Annotated in this window: 16 protein-coding genes; 15 read left to right on the top strand and 1 reads right to left on the bottom strand. The window is 43.0% G+C overall.

Features of this window, described 5'->3' with window-relative positions:
* Positions 1-9: 9 nt before the first annotated feature.
* The 8 genes from M72_RS12740 (at position 10) to M72_RS12775 (ending at position 10,253) form a co-directional block, all read left to right on the top strand.
* A complete protein-coding gene (locus M72_RS12740) occupies positions 10-513 on the top strand; it encodes a GreA/GreB family elongation factor (RefSeq protein WP_022045131.1) in 504 nt (167 codons plus the stop codon).
* A 15-nt stretch (positions 514-528) separates the two neighbouring features.
* Positions 529-1,404: a methylenetetrahydrofolate reductase [NAD(P)H] gene (gene metF, locus M72_RS12745; RefSeq protein ID WP_022045132.1), complete on the top strand. Its 876-nt coding sequence runs from the start codon at positions 529-531 to the stop codon at positions 1,402-1,404.
* Positions 1,405-1,406: 2 nt separating this feature from the next.
* On the top strand, positions 1,407-1,862 hold the full coding sequence (locus M72_RS12750; protein WP_055068483.1) for a hypothetical protein: 456 nt from the start codon (positions 1,407-1,409) through the stop codon (positions 1,860-1,862).
* Positions 1,863-2,023: 161 nt separating this feature from the next.
* Positions 2,024-6,508 carry an alpha-amylase family glycosyl hydrolase gene (locus M72_RS12755; RefSeq protein WP_055068484.1) on the top strand — a complete coding sequence of 1,495 codons (4,485 nt, stop codon included), beginning with the start codon at positions 2,024-2,026 and terminating at the stop codon, positions 6,506-6,508.
* A gap of 130 nt (positions 6,509-6,638) precedes the next feature.
* Positions 6,639-7,427: an SDR family NAD(P)-dependent oxidoreductase gene (locus M72_RS12760; RefSeq protein WP_055068485.1), complete on the top strand. Its 789-nt coding sequence runs from the start codon at positions 6,639-6,641 to the stop codon at positions 7,425-7,427.
* A gap of 1 nt (position 7,428) precedes the next feature.
* Positions 7,429-8,298: a deoxyribonuclease IV gene (locus tag M72_RS12765; RefSeq protein WP_055068486.1), complete on the top strand. Its 870-nt coding sequence runs from the start codon at positions 7,429-7,431 to the stop codon at positions 8,296-8,298.
* A 20-nt stretch (positions 8,299-8,318) separates the two neighbouring features.
* Positions 8,319-9,050, top strand: a complete 732-nt coding sequence (locus tag M72_RS12770; RefSeq protein WP_055068487.1) for a TraX family protein — start codon at positions 8,319-8,321, stop codon at positions 9,048-9,050.
* Between the two features lie 123 nt (positions 9,051-9,173).
* Complete coding sequence (locus tag M72_RS12775) at positions 9,174-10,253, top strand: hypothetical protein (RefSeq protein WP_022045732.1); 1,080 nt, start codon at positions 9,174-9,176, stop codon at positions 10,251-10,253.
* Between the two features lie 67 nt (positions 10,254-10,320).
* Here M72_RS12775 and M72_RS12780 read toward each other — a convergent pair whose 3' ends face one another.
* A complete protein-coding gene (locus tag M72_RS12780; RefSeq protein WP_022046408.1) occupies positions 10,321-11,550 on the bottom strand; it encodes an argininosuccinate synthase in 1,230 nt (409 codons plus the stop codon).
* 211 nt (positions 11,551-11,761) lie between these two features.
* Between M72_RS12780 and argC the strand changes: the two genes are divergently transcribed.
* The 7 genes from argC (at position 11,762) to M72_RS12815 (ending at position 18,353) form a co-directional block, all read left to right on the top strand.
* Positions 11,762-12,820, top strand: a complete 1,059-nt coding sequence (gene argC, locus M72_RS12785; protein WP_055068488.1) for an N-acetyl-gamma-glutamyl-phosphate reductase — start codon at positions 11,762-11,764, stop codon at positions 12,818-12,820.
* Between the two features lie 89 nt (positions 12,821-12,909).
* Complete coding sequence (locus M72_RS12790; RefSeq protein ID WP_055068489.1) at positions 12,910-13,368, top strand: GNAT family N-acetyltransferase; 459 nt, start codon at positions 12,910-12,912, stop codon at positions 13,366-13,368.
* Positions 13,369-13,378: 10 nt separating this feature from the next.
* Positions 13,379-14,272 carry an acetylglutamate kinase gene (argB, locus tag M72_RS12795; RefSeq protein ID WP_055068490.1) on the top strand — a complete coding sequence of 298 codons (894 nt, stop codon included), beginning with the start codon at positions 13,379-13,381 and terminating at the stop codon, positions 14,270-14,272.
* A gap of 23 nt (positions 14,273-14,295) precedes the next feature.
* Positions 14,296-15,495 (top strand): aspartate aminotransferase family protein, encoded by a 1,200-nt coding sequence (locus tag M72_RS12800; RefSeq protein WP_055068491.1) that lies wholly within the window; start codon positions 14,296-14,298, stop codon positions 15,493-15,495.
* Between the two features lie 81 nt (positions 15,496-15,576).
* Positions 15,577-16,176 (top strand): ComEA family DNA-binding protein, encoded by a 600-nt coding sequence (locus tag M72_RS12805; protein ID WP_055068492.1) that lies wholly within the window; start codon positions 15,577-15,579, stop codon positions 16,174-16,176.
* 8 nt (positions 16,177-16,184) lie between these two features.
* Entirely contained in the window at positions 16,185-16,877 is a 693-nt protein-coding gene (locus M72_RS12810; protein ID WP_022046414.1) for a response regulator transcription factor, read from the top strand.
* A 24-nt stretch (positions 16,878-16,901) separates the two neighbouring features.
* The gene (locus M72_RS12815; RefSeq protein ID WP_022046415.1) at positions 16,902-18,353 is read left to right on the top strand and encodes a sensor histidine kinase; all 1,452 of its coding nucleotides are present in this window, start codon (positions 16,902-16,904) and stop codon (positions 18,351-18,353) included.
* The last annotated feature ends 1 nt before the right edge of the window (position 18,354 follow it).

Raw genomic sequence — 18,354 nt, forward strand, 5'->3', positions numbered from 1 at the left:
AGGCAGAATATGCATGATGAATTAACAAAAAAGGATATTGAAAAAATGGAGGCAGAGATTGAGCACCGGAAGCTGGTGGTTCGGAAGGAAGCCCTCGAAGATGTAAAAGAAGCACGTGCCCAGGGAGACCTGAGCGAAAATTTTGAATATAAGGCAGCCAAAAAGTTTAAAAACGAAAATGAAAGCCGTATCCGTTATCTGGAAAAAATGATCAAGACAGCAGTGATTGTTTCTGAAGATTCTCCGGAAGATGAAGTTGGAATGAACAATACCGTCGATATTTATTTTGAAGAGGACGATGTGACGGAAACATATAAACTGGTGACAACAGTCAGAAGTAATTCACTGAAAAATCTGATCAGCAGGGAATCACCGCTTGGCGCAGCTATTTTCGGGCATAAAGTCGGAGATCGCTGTGAAGTTCATGTAAATGATAATTATTCCTATTTTGTGCAGATTAAGCGTATTGTCAATACTATGGATGACGGCACAGATGAGCTTCGAAAATTTTAACAACAGGAGAAAAATATGAAAGTATCGGAAATTTTAAAGAAGAATGAGGTGACAATCTCATGTGAGATTTTCCCGCCAAAACAGGGAGCACAGCTGCAGAATTACAAGGCAATCGCAGCAGAAATCGCAAAGCTGAAACCGGCATATATCAGCTGTACATATGGAGCAACCGGCGGAACGAGTGATTATACCGTAGAGATCGCAGATGCGATCAACTCTTATGGGGTGCCGGCAATCGCACATCTGACCTGCGTCTCTTCCACAAGAGAAAAGGTACATACTGTAATCCATGAGCTGAAAGAGCGCGGAATCGAAAACATCCTTGCACTTCGCGGGGATATTCCGACAAACACGGATTTTCCGCTTCCGGATCAGTATCACCATGCGATTGAGCTGATTCGTGAGATCAAAGAGGCAGGAGACTTCTGTATCGGCGGTGCATGTTATCCGGAGGGACATCCGGAGGCTGCCAATATGAATGAAGATCTGGATCATCTGAAAGAAAAAGTGGATGCAGGCTGTGAATATCTGACCACACAGATGTTTTTCGACAATAACATTTATTATCGTTTCCTATATAAGGCACTTGCTAAAGGAATTGATGTTCCGGTGACTGCCGGAATCATGCCGGTTACCAATGCAGCACAGGTGAAGAGAACGATTTCCCTGACCGGAAATCTGGTTCCTGCCAAATTTTTAAGCATTGTGGATCGGTTTGGGGACAACCCTGCAGCCATGAAGCAGGCAGGAATTGCCTATGCAACCGAGCAGATCATTGATCTGATTGCCAATGGAGTCAACCACATTCATATTTATTCCATGAATAAACCGGATGTCGCAGCGGCGATCATGAATAATCTGTCACAGATTTATGTGAGAGAGCAGGCATAAGAATGAAGAAAAAGGAAGAACAGTTGGTCCGTAAAGTGACCGATATGATACAAAAAACGCGGGAAGGAAAACTGCACTGGGATATTCAGTGCCAGACTACCGAGTACAACGATCCGGCGAAGAAACCAGTGGAAACCGAAGAGGGAGAGACATGGGTGATTGATGAGTGTTTTGTTTCCTATCACTGTATGGATCAGGAAAAAGAATTTCTATTGGTTTCTTATGAGCAGATCTACACCTGCGGAGAGAAAAAGAAGTCCTGCAATTTGATTTTTCTGCCACCGCTTGGCATCCGCTTCTTCGATGTGGATGTTTTAGCTCCGTATGCAGTGGAGGCGGATCAGATGCTGATCTACGAAGTACATATGCTGTGGCTGACCGTGCTTGAGCAGTATAAAAAAGATCCACAGAGCATGGAGCTGGATGTGACAGGGCGCGAGCTGGTACTGCAGCAATAAACATGAATATACAATGTGTATAATAAGTTAAAAAAACCTCTGGAATTTTTAGACAAAATTTCCAGAGGTTTTTTGGCAGTTTTTCCAACTTTATTTCGTATACATTTTCAAGTATAATGAAAACCGAAAAAACCCGAAATATCATTCAAAAGGAGGAAAAAATGGGAGAGAGAAGGTTTTCAACAAAGAACCGTTTTGTAAGTTTTTTACTTGCAATTGCGATGGTTCTGACACTTTTGCCGATTGGGGCGGTACAGGCAAAAGCAGAAGGCAGCAGACAAATTATTATGCACTTCAAAAATTCTACAAATTGGGAGGCTGTTTATACGAAAATAGCCGAAGGAAAGAGCTGGACGGCTGTTGATGGTTATGGTTATGCAAATAGCTGGCCAGGAGCTGAAGTAGAAGAAGATTCAGAAAATGAAGGCTGGTATAGCTTTACAATTAGCACAAATTCAGATGAGGAATTCCATTGTATATTTAATAATAAAGGAAATGGAAAACAAACAGATAATATTGGATTTACGGAAAATGGTTCTAAAGTAGAAAAGTGGGTTACTGGCGAAAAAGGGGAAACGGTAATCAGTGAAAAGAAACCGGAAGGGTGGACGGAATCTACAAGCAGCGCACCAGTAAAACCGGTTATAAAAGTACAGAGTCCGGTTGTAAATGAGGACCGTACCGTTACATTTAATCTGGATGCAACAGGCGAATATAAAGATGCAGAAGATGTTCGGCTTATGGGAACTGTCGCAGGAACGAACTGGGATAATGGATTATCAATGGAAAAGGAAGGAGATAAATTCACAGTAACAGTTCAAAAACAAAATCCAGGAATATATGGGTATAAGTATAAAATTGGGACTAGCTGGATCACAGACCCTGCAAATGATGCCATGACAGATGGCAATAGTAGATTAGTAGTTCCGGGACTTGAATCAAAAAATATGGAAGCTTTGGCTGGTAAGGATCTCGAACTTCCGAAAACATTAAAGCTTTATGGCGATGATGGAACAAGCAGTGATGAAACAGTTTCATATACATTAAAAGACCCTTCTTTAAGTGATAAGGTTACATTGAAAGATGAAACAATCAATGTGAAAAAAGGCAGTGGAATAAAAACTGTTGAGTTAACCGCAACTGCTGGTAATGAAACGTCAGATGTTATTGTTAATGTTGTGGAAAAACAGTATAAAGTAACGATTTATATGTATTCTCCAGATTTTGAAATGAAAGCTGGTGTATCTGATGTATATATATATAATAAAAAGGGTGCTGAAAAGGAATTTGTTCCTTTAAATAATACGATAGAAGACACAGAAAATAATGTGACTTGGTTACAGGGAACAACTTATGTTTCGTTTAATTCGCTTGGAATTATTGGAAAACCAGTGGCGGGATCAACTTCATGGAATGGACAGGACGGAAATAGGTATTACGTTATTGACGAGAAAGAATCAGAGGTAACATTATGGTATGTGTTTGGAAAGACTCCAGTTACCGAAAAACCTACCATTACCAAAGAAGATCCAAGATATTTTTATCTGGAATATGAAAATGATACTTTAACAACCAATCCGGAGTTTTATTCGTGGACTACTGGTTTTGCGGCAGAATTGAAAAAATTTGAATCCGCAGGAGCTGGAAAATGGAAAATTAAGGTTCCGGTAAAATCAAGCTGCACAAAAGTTGATTTCGTTATTGCACTGGATTCTTCTGGTAAGGACTGGGTCAAGGATGGTGGAGATCATTCTATTGCATTTCCAGAGGATCAGAATGTTGTATGTGCGAACATGAAACAGGGCGAAGAACCTGTATTAGGTGCTCCATACAATAAGGGATATGAAGTCCTTCCAAAAGAAAATAAGATTGCATTTTATTATCGGGATGATAACGCCTTAATTGATGATAAGCTTGCAGATATGAAGGTATCTGTAGATATCAATGGTACGGAATATGAAATGACTTATAATGCTGGGAATAAGCGTTTTGAGTATAACTATAACAAACTAGAAAGCGGATGTACATATTATCGTTATAAAGTCGGGGATGAATATATTTTAGATAAATATAACGATAAGCAGGAACAAAAAGCGGGAAACGATTATTCTTATATTGAGTATTATAAACTGAATGCTTCTATTCAGGCAGAAGTAATGAACGCTTCATTTAATTATAACGAGAATAATGTTGTAAAATTCACGGTAAATCAGGACAAGAATGATACGAAGAAATTAGAAGTTGCATCTGCAAGCATTGATGTTTCTTCTTTAGGTGGAAGTAGTGCATTAGCAATTGTACCAGATTTACAGGCTGTAACAATTTCAGCTACAACTGATACAACATTAGGAAAAAAGACATTGCCAATTGTTGTAACAGATCAGTATGGAAATGAGTATACCACAAGTGTACAGGTGGAAGTTGCTGCACGTAACAAGAAGAATGCAGATGATTTTGACTGGGATGAATCAGTTATTTATTTTATGGTAACGGATCGTTTCTTTGATGGAAATGAATCAAACAATACAGCAAGCGGAGCAAAGACTTACGGAAAGGATAATGCAGGTCTGTATCATGGTGGTGATTTCGCAGGAATTACACAAAAGTTAGACTATTTAGAGGATTTGGGAATTAATACAATCTGGATTACTCCTATTGTAGAAAATATTCCGGGAGTTACGGTAACTGACACGGGAAAAGAAGATGTTCCGTACAATGCTGCATACCATGGATATTGGGCAAGCGATTTTACAAAGCTGAACCCAACGCTTGGAACAGAAGAAGAATTCCAGACATTGATCGATCAGGCACATAACCGCGGTATTCGTATTATGGTAGATATTGTGGTTAACCATGCAGGATATGATACGGATTTTGGTGATATGATCCGAAGCGGAGACGATATTGTATCCGGAAGTGACCAGAAAGATTCCTTAAGTAATTTACCAGATTTTAGAACAGAAGATCCTGCGGTCAGCGCACAGCTTGTCAAGTGGCAGACCCAGTGGGTGAAAGATTTTGGCATCGACTATTTCCGTGTTGATACAGTTAAACATGTGGAAAACGATACTTGGGCAGAATTAAAAAATGCTCTGACGGAAGTAGATTCAGATTTTAAGATGATTGGAGAGTATGCAGGAGGAGGCTATGCTTCTAATGGCAATACTTTAGGAACCGGAGAAATGGATTCGGATCTGGATTTTGATTTTAATGATCAGGCAACTAATTTTGTAAAGGGAAATATTTCTTCCGTAGAAAGTTTCCTGACATCCAGAAATAGTGGATTAAACAATACATATATGACAGGTCAGTTCCTTGGAAGTCATGACGAGGATGGATTTAAGAAGAAACTTTTGGATGGTGGAATGGCTGAAGATGCAGCAACTGCGGCATCCATGGTAGCCGCAAGCCTGCAGATTACTGCAAAAGGACAGCCGGTTATTTACTATGGGGAAGAGATCGGTCTGACGGGATTAAATAATTATCCATATCAGACAAACCGTTATGATTTTGACTGGACAATGGTAAACAGTGACAATAAGACCTATCAGCATTATAAGAAGATGCTTTCCATCCGTAATGCATATACAGATGTATTCGCAAGGGGTGACAGAAAAACAATTTTAGCATCTGATGAAAATGGTTATGATATTGTATCCAGAAGCTACAAAGGAACAAAATTATATGTTGGTTTAAATATCAAAGATGTTGCACAGACTGTAGAAATTCCGGTTAGTGAAAATAATGGAACTGTTTTGAAGAATCTGTATTCTGGAAAAACATATACGGTAAGTAACGGAAAGATTAAAGTGATCATTCCAGCGGCAACAGATGGTGGTACCGTTGTTCTGAAAAATAATTCAAGTATCAACGGCGGTTCTTCCAGCGGAAGCACAACAACCGAAACCAAGCCTTCTGAAGATACCAAAAAGGATACAACAACGACAGAGATTGTTATTCCTGCAGAAAAACTTCCGGAAGGAACGACTGCAACCGTAATAGTCACAAAGGATGCAAGCGGAAAAGTAACCGCAGAGGCAGCAGTAGCAGCAACTGGAAAGGCAAGCAAAACAGGCGTGAAAGCAACCGTAAATGCCGATGTGATCCAAGCTGTAACAGAAGCTGCCGGAACGAAAGACGTAACCATCACACAGGAAGTCAAGAAAGCAGATGGAACCACTGCATACACCGTACAGGTAAATGCAGCAGACGTCAAAGCAGGTGCAAAACTTGCAGTCATGAAGAAAGACGAAAAGACCGGAGAACTGGTTCTTGTGAATAAGAAATCGTATAAGGTTACAAAGGACGGTTCCGTATCACTGACTTTCAAAGACCGTGGCGTATACGTCTTAAAGACACAGGCAGAAGTTAAGGCAGCTGCAAAGCAGATTGCAAAGACTATCGCATCTGCAAAGAGCACAGTAAATATTGGTGTAAAAAAGACAACCGTATTCCAGTGGAGCAAGAAACTGAATATGGAAAATGTTGCAAAGATTACCTATAAGTCTTCCAAGAAGTCTGTGGTTTCCGTAAATAAAAACGGAAAGATTAAAGGAAAGAAGAAGGGAACCGGAAAAGTAACGGCAACCGTTACCTTAAAAGATGGAACAAAGAAAATCGTAACCATTAAGGTAACTGTAAAGTAAGAAAATATCAATAAATTACTCATTATCTGCTATCGGGGCTTATGGAGGGAGAACCTCTGTAAGCCCTGATTTTTATTGGACTTTCATGTGTCACTGTGCTATACTCGTGATACATTAAGGAGGAGGCAAAATGAAGAAATCATATGCAGTGATCACAGGGGCAAGCTCCGGAATCGGTATGGCGTTTGCACGGCAGCTTGCAGCAGAGGGGTATCGTCTGGTACTGGTTGCACGCAGAGAGGACCGGTTACAGGAACTGGCGCAGGAATTACAAAAGAAGGGAACCGAGAGCATCGTGATATCGGCGGATTTGTCACAAAAAGAAGCCTGTTATCACCTGATGCAGCAGATCGAGAAGCTGCCAGTCGGGATATTGATTAACGATGCGGGATTCGGTGACTGTGGCAGCTTTCTGGAGACGGACGCAGATAAGGAAATGCAGATGATTGATGTAAATGTTAAGGCTATGCATCTTCTTATGAAGCTGATGCTTCGCCGTATGGAGAAGCAGGAGGGCGGTTACATCTTAAATGTGGCTTCCTCGGCGGGACTTCTTCCGGCAGGGCCTTATATGGCCGCCTATTATGCGACCAAAGCTTATATAGCCAGCCTGACACGTGCCGTGGCACTCGAACTGAAACAGAGAGGCAGCCGCGTGTATGTGGGGGCATTATGTCCCGGACCGGTGAATACAGAATTTAATGCCGTTGCAAATGTAGAGTTTGCACTGGCAGGAATTACTCCGGAATATTGTGTTAGATATGCTTTAAAGCAGATGAAAAGGCGCAAAGTAGTGATTGTTCCTACGTTGACGCTAAAAGCCGTGACAACCTGTGGAAGATTTATACCACAAAAAGTGCTGATTGCAATTACCGCACATCAGCAGAAAAAAAAGCTCAGAGCAGAGGATATATCATAAGATGGAAGAAATTAAAATCGGTTCCCATGTGAGAATGGCAGGAAAAGAGATGTTTTTAGCGTCCGTAAAGGAGGCAGAAAGCTACGGAGCAAATGTGTTGATGCTCTATACGGGTGCACCACAGAATACCCGCAGAAAAGAAATCAAAGATCTGAATATTGAGGCAGGATGGGCCTATGCAAAACAGGCCGGAATCCGGGAGATTGTGGTTCATGCGCCTTATATCATCAATCTGGCAAATACCGTAAAGCCGGAGACATTTGAACTGGCTGTACAGTTTCTGGAAAAGGAGATCCGGCGCACGGCTGCTATGCGAAGTCATATCCTGGTGTTACATCCGGGGTCCGCGCTGGATGCGGGTGCAGAGGCCGGAATTGCACAGACTGTCCGCGGGCTGAATATGGTGCTGGATGAGAACGAGGATGAGGTATTTATTGCTCTGGAAACGATGGCAGGAAAGGGCAGTGAGATTGGAAGAACCTTTGAAGAAATTAAGGCAATCTATGATGGAGTGAACAAAAAGGAGCGGTTGAGAGTCTGTTTTGATACCTGTCATGTAAACGATGCCGGGTATGATCTGGTGCATGATTACGATGGTGTTTTTAAACATTTTGATCAGGTGATCGGACTCGACCAGATTGCGGTCTTTCATATCAATGACAGTTTAAATCCACTTGGGGCACACAAAGACCGTCATGCCAATATCGGGCAGGGAACCATTGGATTTGAGACGTTGCATCGTCTGGTTCATGATCCACGTTTTATGGAAATTCCAAAGATTTTGGAAACGCCATGGCTTTGTGCAGAGGGGGAGACAAAAAAGACGATTCCTCCATATAAAGAAGAAATTCAACAGCTTCTTGCAAAATAATGACAAAAAGGAGAATGGTTATGGAAACAAAACAACCGGGGATTTCCGGCTATTGGTTAAAGCTGATTGCTGTAATTTCCATGCTGATTGATCACACGTCAGCCGTTATTTTAGAACAGATTCCGGGACTGGAAGCCCCCGCATTTTTCATGCGCATTATTGGAAGAGCTGCGTTTCCGATTTACTGTTTTCTTCTGGTAGAGGGATTTTACCATACACGCAGCAGGGCAAAATATGCGGGAAGGCTTTTTTTGTTTGCACTGATTTCCGAGGTTCCGTTTGACCTGGCATTCAGCAGGAGAATGTGGGATTTTTCCAGCAACAATGTCTTTTTTACTTTGCTGTTCGGACTTTTGGTGATCTGGGGTGTTGAAGGGATAAAACAGAAGTTTGTGGCGGATGTTTACGGGGAAAAAGCAGCAGCCATCCGTGTGATTCTTATCATTGTGACAGTTGCGGCCGGGGGATTTCTGGCACTTCTTTTCCGTACAGATTACGATTTGTCGGGAATTGTGACAATTTTTGCAATTTACATGTTTTATCCGAAGAAAGTGAAGGGAATGGGGATCGGTGTTCTTGTTTTAACCCTGCTGGCAAGTATCATTGAAGCGGCAGCATTTTTAGATATGATACCGATTTATTTTTACGATGGAACCAGGGGAAAACAGATGAAGTATTTCTTTTATATATTCTATCCGGCACACCTGTTTCTTCTTGCCATGATCGCACGGGCAATGGGACTTTGGGCTTAATATTTTAAGAAGATGTTACGATTCTTATGAAATTCTTATCTTTTTCAGATACAGCTTGCGTTCCTGAAAAAGCGGGAGTACAATGCAGACGAAATGAAAGACAGATAGGAATGGAGGTCTTGGATGATGAGACAAAAATCTTGGAATCAGTTTAAAAAAACAATGGCTGCCTCGACACTGGCAGGAGCGATCACTTTTACAGGGTGTGCGGTGATGCCTTCGGTTACAGCTTTTGCAGATACAACGGAACAGACCGGTCAGGTATCGTATGATAATGAGGTGATGCCGATCCACACGGACGTGCAGACGGAGGCAAAACCGTTGATGAAGGGTACGTCATGTACGGTTTCGGATGGAAAGAACCTGTATTATGCGTTTGAAATGATGGGTGTGCGTATGGGAATTATGAAATACAACACCAAAACAGGCAAAAAGAGTGAGGTATATTCCTACAAAATAGGGAAAAACAAAAAGGGAAGCAATGGTTTTTCCCAGTTATCTGTGGATAAGAAATATATTTATGCAACCTGGGACCGTTACTATGGAACCGATGCAACGAAAGAATATATTTACCGGATCGCTAAAGACGGGAAATCCGCAAAGAAACTTGCGATCGGACGTGATCCACAGCTTGTAGATGGACGGATTTATTATCTGGCACTGAAAAGTAAAAGTGAAGATGGCATGAATTATTCGGAAGATACCGGAACCGTTATGAGCATGAAGACGGACGGAACGGATAAAAAGAAAGTTGCACAGATTGTAAACAGCGGAGATGCTTATCGGTATTCCCTGTTTCAGAGTGAGGGAAAGATTTACTATACCAAGGAAAACGAGAACAAGACATTTTATGATCTGGAGGGAAACAGTTATCAGAGAGAGGCCTTTGCGGTTAAGGATGAAAATTATCTGAGTGTTTCACTGGAAGCTGTCAATGATGGAACATATACCTATAGTACGACAGGAAAGGATCGGTACATGCAGACGAAACTCTACCGGACAGATAACAGGACGGGAAAGAAAAACCTTGTGGCATCCTTTAAACTTGGCATTGAAAAATACTCGGTTTGTGGAAATTATGTATTCGTGGAAGCAAATGTTCCGTACAAGGGAGCTGATGTGACTGAGAAACTTGCAGTTTACTGCTATAAGGCAGATGGCAGCAGCAAAGTAAAGCTTGCTTCCTGGTTTCCGGCAGAATAAAATCCGGGTAACAATCGAAAAAATAAAAGAAGCACCGCGACTGCGGTGCTTCTTTTATTCTGGGGATTTATTTATCCAGATCTTTTTTATCTACATTCTGCAGCATCATTGCACGAACTTTCAGAGGAAGTCCGAACAGTGTGATGAATCCGTCTGCATCGTGATGATCGTACTGATCACCGGTTGTGAAACTTGCCAGAGACTCACTGTAGAGAGAGTATGGAGAAGTTGTGCCGGCTTTGATGATGTTTCCTTTGTAGAGCTTGAATTTTACTTCACCGGTGACATACTTCTGGGTAGAAGTAACAAATGCCTGGATTGCTTCGCGAAGAGGAGTGAACCATTTTCCTTCGTATACAACATTGGCAAGACGGTTGCCCATCTCTTTCTTTGCAGATAAGGTATCGCGGTCGAGAACCAATTCTTCCAGCTGGTCATGTGCTTCCATAAGGATCGTTCCGCCAGGAGTCTCATATACACCACGGGATTTCATACCAACGACACGGTTTTCTACGATATCGATGATGCCGACACCGTGCTTTCCACCGAGACGGTTTAATTCACGGATGATATCGGAAACTTTCATTTCTTTTCCGTTTACAGTTTTTGGAACACCCTTTTCAAATGTCATGGTTACATATTCGCCTTCGTCCGGAGCTTTCTCAGGGGAAACACCAAGAACCAGAAGATGATCATAATTTGGCTCGTTTGCAGGATTCTCCAGCTCAAGTCCTTCATGGCTGATATGCCATAAGTTACGGTCACGGCTGTAACTCTGGTCTGTGCCGAATGGAAGATCGATTCCGTGTGCTTTGCAGTATGCGATCTCTGCCTCACGGGAATCCATCTGCCACTTGTCATCACGCCAAGGAGCAATGATTTTGATATCCGGAGCAAGTGCTTTGATACCAAGCTCGAAACGGATCTGGTCATTTCCTTTTCCGGTAGCACCGTGGCAGATTGCAACAGCGTTTTCTTTTCTGGCGATCTCTACCAGTTTCTTTGCGATACCAGGACGTGCCATGGCAGTACCTAATAAGTATTTGTGCTCATATACAGCACCAGCCTGTACACAAGGTACGATGTAATCGTCACAGAACTCATCTGTGATATCTTCGATATATAATTTAGAAGCGCCGGATAATTTGGCTCTTTCTTCCAGTCCGTCTAATTCTTCGCCCTGTCCGCAGTTGATACAGCAGCAGACAACCTCATAACCATAAGTCTCCTTTAACCAAGGGATAATAGCGGTAGTATCGAGTCCGCCGGAGTAAGCTAAAACAACTTTTTCTTTCATAAGATTGTATCCTTTCTTTCTATATGGAATTGTACGCTCTCGTACGACTAACCCTACTATACATCAATCCAAATGAAAACACAAGTGAAAAAATATACATAAAATTGCATAAATATACATAAATTTGTGAATATTTGCTATTTACGGATGGAAAAAGATGGACTATTATAGGATAGAATCATATTTTTAAAAGAAAGAAAAGGTAAGAAACATGGTAAAGGTAGGAATTATCGGAGCGACCGGTTATGCAGGAGCAGAACTGGTGCGTATTTTATTGAATCATAAAGAGGCACAGATCGAATGGTTTGGATCAAGAAGCTATATCGATGAAAATTATGCAGATATTTACAGAAACTTTTTTGAACTTATCGATGCAGACTGTCTGGGTGATAACATGGATGAGCTTGCTTCCCGCGTGGATGTGATTTTCACGGCAACACCACAGGGATTTCTGGCAGGTGTGCTGAATGAGGATATTTTAAATAAGGTAAAGATCATTGATCTGAGTGCGGATTTTCGAATCAAAGATGTTGCTACCTATGAAAAATGGTATAAGATTGAGCATAAAAGCCCACAGTTTATTAAGGAAGCCGTTTACGGACTCTGTGAGATTAACCGTGATAAGGTGACCACCCAGACCCGTCTGATTGCAAATCCGGGATGTTATACGACCTGTTCCATTCTGACAGCATATCCGCTGGTAAAAGAGGGACTGATTGATCCGGATACATTGATTATTGATGCAAAATCCGGTACTTCCGGAGCGGGACGTGGGGCAAAGACACCGAACCTGTTCTGCGAAGTGAACGAGAGCATGAAAGCATACGGTGTGACAACACACAGACATACACCGGAGATTGAGGAGCAGCTCGGCTATGCGGCAGGAAAAGAGATTACCGTGAATTTTACACCGCATCTGGTTCCGATGAACCGCGGAATTCTTGCGACAGAGTATGCAACCCTGATCAAAAAGCCGGATGGTACCTATCCTTCCTATGAGGAACTGAAGGCTGCTTACGATAAATATTATGCAAAGGAACGTTTCGTGCGTGTATTAAAGAAAGGTGTCTGCCCGGAGACCAAGTGGGTAGAGGGCAGCAATTACGTGGACGTAAACTTTGTCATTGATGAGCGTACCGGCAGAGTTGTGATGATGGGTGCACTGGACAATCTGGTCAAGGGTGCAGCCGGACAGGCCGTACAGAACATGAATCTGCTGTTCGGATTTGATGAGGCAGAAGGACTTTCCATGGTTCCGATGTTTCCATAATGAAAGGCATCTGTTTGATGCATTTCCTACGCTCATTGTTTCCGCGTAAGCGGAACTTTCATACAATGAGCTCTATAATGAGGTGAATAATGAGTAAAGAATATACAATCCGTGTGATGACGCTGGAAGATTATGATGAGGTGTATGCGTTGTGGATGGGCATCCACGGTTTTGGAATCCGTTCCATCGATGATTCCAAAGAAGGAGTGGAGCGGTTTTTAAAAAGAAATCCGACCACGAGTATGGTAGCGGTAGCAGATGGAAAGATCGTGGGAGCCATTCTCTGCGGACATGACGGGAGACGCGGATGTCTGTATCATGTCTGTGTGCATGAAGATTACCGGAAGAACGGAATCGGAAAAGCCATGGCAGTCGCATGTATGCGCGCCCTGCAGAAAGAAAAAATCAACAAGGTCAGCCTGATCGCATTTAAGAGCAATGAGCTGGGAAATCATTTCTGGAAAGATGCCGGCTGGTGTTTCCGGGAAGACTTAAACTATTACGATTTTACATTGAACGAAGCAAATATTACGAGATTTAATCAGTAAGGAGAATGTTATGAGTGAGAATTTAAACGCATTGGAAAAAGCACAGGTGCTGATTGAGGCATTGCCTTATATCCAGCGTTTTAACCGCAAGATTATCGTTGTAAAATACGGTGGATCAGCGATGGTAGATGAGAAACTGAAAAAACAGGTCATCCAGGATGTCACCCTGTTAAAGCTGGTTGGATTCAAACCGATCATTGTGCATGGCGGTGGCAAGGAGATCAGCAAATGGGTTGCCAAAGCAGGAATGGAACCGGAATTTATCAATGGACTGCGTAAGACGGATGCGCCTACCATGGAGATTGCAGAGATGGTGTTAAACCGTGTCAATAAATCACTTGTATCCATGGTGCAGGAACTTGGGGTGCAGGCGGTCGGCATCAGTGGAAAAGACGGTGGTCTGTTAAAGGTGGAAAAGAAATTGTCGGATGGTCAGGACATCGGATATGTAGGAGAAGTAAAGGAAGTGAATCCAAAGATTCTGTATGATCTGCTGGAGAAAGATTTCCTTCCGATTATCTGCCCGATCGGTCTTGATGACAATTATGATACATATAATATCAATGCGGATGATGCGGCATGTGCGATTGCCCGTGCGGTTTCCGCAGAGAAACTGGCATTCTTAACCAATATCGAGGGAGTATACAAAGATCCGGAAGATCCGTCCACTCTGATTTCCGAACTTACGGTTTCCGATGCAAGAAAACTGATTACAGACGGATATATCGGCGGCGGTATGCTTCCGAAGCTGAATAACTGCATTGACGCTATTGAAAACGGAGTATCCCGTGTGCATATTCTCGATGGAAGAATCGCACATTGTCTGCTTTTGGAAATCTTCACCAATCGCGGAATCGGTACTGCAATTTTGGGTGATGAAGAACATCATTTTTACAATGAATAAGAGATAAGAGGTGTGGATAAACAATGAATAAACAGGAATATATTGATACCGCGGAGCAGGAACTGCTGCATACCTACAATCGTTTTTCACTTGTACTTGATCATGGTGAGGGCGTATACCTTTACGATACAGACAAAAAAGCGTATCTGGATTTCGCAGCCGGAATCGCCGTATGTGCGCTGGGCTATAGCAATGAGGCGTATAAAAATGCGCTGAAGGATCAGGTGGATAAACTGCTGCATACGTCAAATCTTTATTACAATGTCCCGACCATTGAGGCGGCAAAGAAAGCACTAAAAGCCAGCGGAATGGATCGTATTTTCTTTACCAACAGCGGTACGGAGGCCATTGAGGGAGCCATCAAAGCTGCAAAAAAATATGCATATACCAGAGACGGACATGCCGGCCATGAAATCATTGCCATGAAACATTCTTTCCACGGAAGAAGTATCGGAGCACTTTCCGTAACCGGAAATGCCCATTATCAGGAACCGTTTGCTCCGCTCATGCCGGGTGTGAAATTTGCAGAGTATAACAATTTAGAAAGTGTAAAAGAACTGGTAACGGACAAGACCTGTGCGGTTATTATGGAGACGGTACAGGGAGAAGGCGGAATTTATCCGGCCGATCCTGCATTTATCGAGGGCGTGCGCAGGCTCTGTGATGAAAAGGATATTCTGTTAATCTTAGATGAGATCCAGTGTGGCATGGGACGTACCGGCGAGATGTTCGCATGGCAGAATTACGGAGTAAAACCGGATATCATGACCTGTGCAAAAGCACTCGGATGTGGAGTGCCGGTCGGTGCATTTTTCCTGACACAGCGTGTGGCAGACAAATCGCTGGCACCGGGAGACCACGGAACGACCTATGGTGGAAACCCATTTGTCGGAGCAGCCGTTTCGGCAGTATTTGATCAGTTTAAAGCCTGTGACATTTTAGGTCATGTAAAGGAAGTAGCGCCTTATCTGGAACAGAAACTGGATGAGCTGGTAGAAAAATATGACTTCCTTATAACACGCAGAGGCAAAGGTCTGATGCAGGGTGTGGTTTGCAAGCTTCCAGTTGGAAAAGTGGCAGCCGCAGCACTTGAGCAGGGACTGATCGTGATCACAGCGGGAGCGGATGTCCTTCGTTTTGTTCCACCGCTTGTCATCGAAAAACAGCATGTGGATGAAATGATTGAAAAGCTGGAAAAAGCATTACTTTCTGTGCAGGAATAACTTACACTTGTAAAAGTAACAAAAAATCGTTAAAATAGAAATGCATTGAGACTCGTTTCGCCCCGGAAAGGGAGAAATGAGATGAAAAAACATTGGATAAAAAAGTGCTGTATGATTCTGACATGCCTGTATCTGACGGGATGTGGCAGGGAGGAAGTGCCATATCTGGATACCACTCAGACACAGGAGCAGACGGTGGAAACGGAACGAACGGAACAAAAAGAAACATTAAAATCCGACCAGACGGTACAGGTATATGTATGCGGGGAGGTAGCAGCTCCCGGTGTCTATCAGCTGAAAGACGGTATGCGCATCTGCGATGCGGTGGAGGCGGCAGGAGGACTGACCAAAGCTGCCAGCCGCGAATACTGGAATCTTGCTGAGAAGCTTTCGGACGGACAGATGATTTATTTTCCCACAGAGGAAGAGGCAAGGGAGAGGAAAGCATCGGCAGAGGCAGCCGGTGCCACTGTGGAAGAATCGGATGGGCGGATTGATATCAATACGGCGGATGCCACGCAGCTTGTGACCATTCCGGGAATCGGAGAGACACGGGCGGCGGCAATTCTTGCATACCGGGAGAAAAACGGGCCGTTTGCGAAAGTCGAAGATATCATGCAGGTATCCGGAATCAAAAGCGCACTTTTTGAGAAAATGAAAGATTATATAACGATTCGTTGAGGTGTAATATGGCAAAGAAAGTTCTCGTAGTAGATGATGAGAAATTAATCGTAAAAGGAATCCGGTTCAGTCTTGAACAGGACGGGATGGAAGTGGATTGTGCATACGATGGAGAAGAAGCGCTGAATATGGCGAAAGCAAATGAGTATGATATGATCCTTTTGGACATCATGCTTCCGAAGATGGACGGATTCGAAGTATGTCAGGCGATTCGTGAATTTTCTGATATGCCGATTGTTATGCTGACAGCGAAGGGCGACGATATGGATAAGATTCTGGGACTTGATTATGGTGCCGATGACTATATCACAAAGCCGTTTAATATTCTTGAGGTGAAAGCGCGTATCAAAGCGATCATGCGTCGTACCGCAGGACCGAGAGAAAAGAAAGAAGTTTCTTCGATTGTGGAGAAAGGGGATCTGCGTCTGGACTGTGACAGCAGACGGCTGTTTATTTCAGGCAGGGAAGTAAACCTTACCGCAAAAGAATTTGATTTGCTGGAACTTCTTGTGAAAAATGAAAATAAAGTATACAGCAGGGAAAATCTGCTCGGACTGGTCTGGGGAAAAGATTATCCGGGAGACGTGCGTACAGTGGATGTGCATGTACGTCGTCTGCGTGAAAAGATCGAAACCAACCCAAGTGAACCGAAATACGTGCACACAAAATGGGGTGTGGGATATTATTATTACCAGAAATAGACGAGAAGGCAGAAAGGTTTTTCCATGCAGAAGAGTAAACAGTTTCTTCAGTTCTTAAAAAGTTTAAAATTTCGGTTGATTCTTTTGATCGTTGTGATTGCGGTCGTACCGAGTCTGATTCTTTCGGCAGCAGTTTTAAAATATTACGAAAAGCGTGCCGTTTCTATCCGGGAAAGTGAAATCTTAAGCCAGGCAAAAATTCTGGCAAATCAGATAGCGACAAGTGAATATATGAAGCTGGGGGCGGATGTATCGTCCAGCAATATTCAGACACAGATTGATATGCTCACGACCATCTATGATGGTCGTGTCATTGTTGTGGATGACAACTGCAAAGTTTATTATGACACGTATAATCTCGATGACCATAAGCTGATCATTGCAGAGGAGGTCATGCGCAGTTTCAAGGGCGAGGATATTGTGCATTATGATTCGGAGAACCATTACATTGAGATGACGATCCCGATCAGCGATCCTGATGATAAAAGTGAAACGGTGATCGGAGTTATGCTGATCAGTGTTTCTACGGACAATATTGTGATCAACCAGTCATATATGCGACAGGTGGCGGTGATCGTTATGGTCATGGTCGGAATTGCAATTGTGTTTTTTGCAATCCTTCTGCTTTTGTATTTCCTGAAGCCGTTGCAGAAGATCGAAGAGGGAATCGCTGCAATCAAAAACGGATACGGAGAGTACAATCTTCAGGTCAATGATTACACGGAGACGGCGGGAATCTGTGAGAAGATCAATCAGATGCTTGGCCGGATTAAAGTCATGGATGATTCCCGGCAGGAGTTTGTATCGAATGTGTCACATGAATTAAAGACACCGCTGACATCCATGAAGGTGCTGGCGGATTCGATCAATAGCATGCCGGATGCGCCGAAGGAACTGTATCAGGAATTTATGGAAGATATCACCAACGAGATTGAGCGTGAGACAAAGATCATCAACGATCTGCTTTCTCTGGTGAAGATGGATAAGTCTGCAGCAGGGCTGAATGTATCTTCCGTCAATATCAATGAACTTTTAGAGCAGATTTTAAAACGTCTGCAGCCGATTGCGGATAAGCAGAAAGTGGAACTTGTCCTTGAGAGTTTCCGCCCGGTTACCGCAGAAGTGGATGAGGTAAAAATCACGCTTGCGATCACAAATCTTGTGGAGAATGCAATCAAATATAACCGGAATGACGGAGAGGGCTGGGTACACGTATCGCTGAATGCGGATCACCAGTATTTCTACCTGAAAGTAGAAGATTCCGGAATCGGTATTCCGGAGGAGTCTCTGGATCATATTTACGAACGATTTTACCGGGTGGATAAATCCCATTCCCGTGAGATCGGAGGAACCGGACTGGGACTTGCGATTACAAGAAATTCCATACTGATGCATCGCGGCGCAATTAAAGTACATTCTGTGATGGGCGAGGGAACAACCTTTGATGTTCGTATTCCGCTCAACTATATTGCATAGG

The organism is Roseburia faecis (genome assembly GCF_001406815.1).
Lineage (GTDB): Bacteria > Bacillota > Clostridia > Lachnospirales > Lachnospiraceae > Roseburia > Roseburia faecis.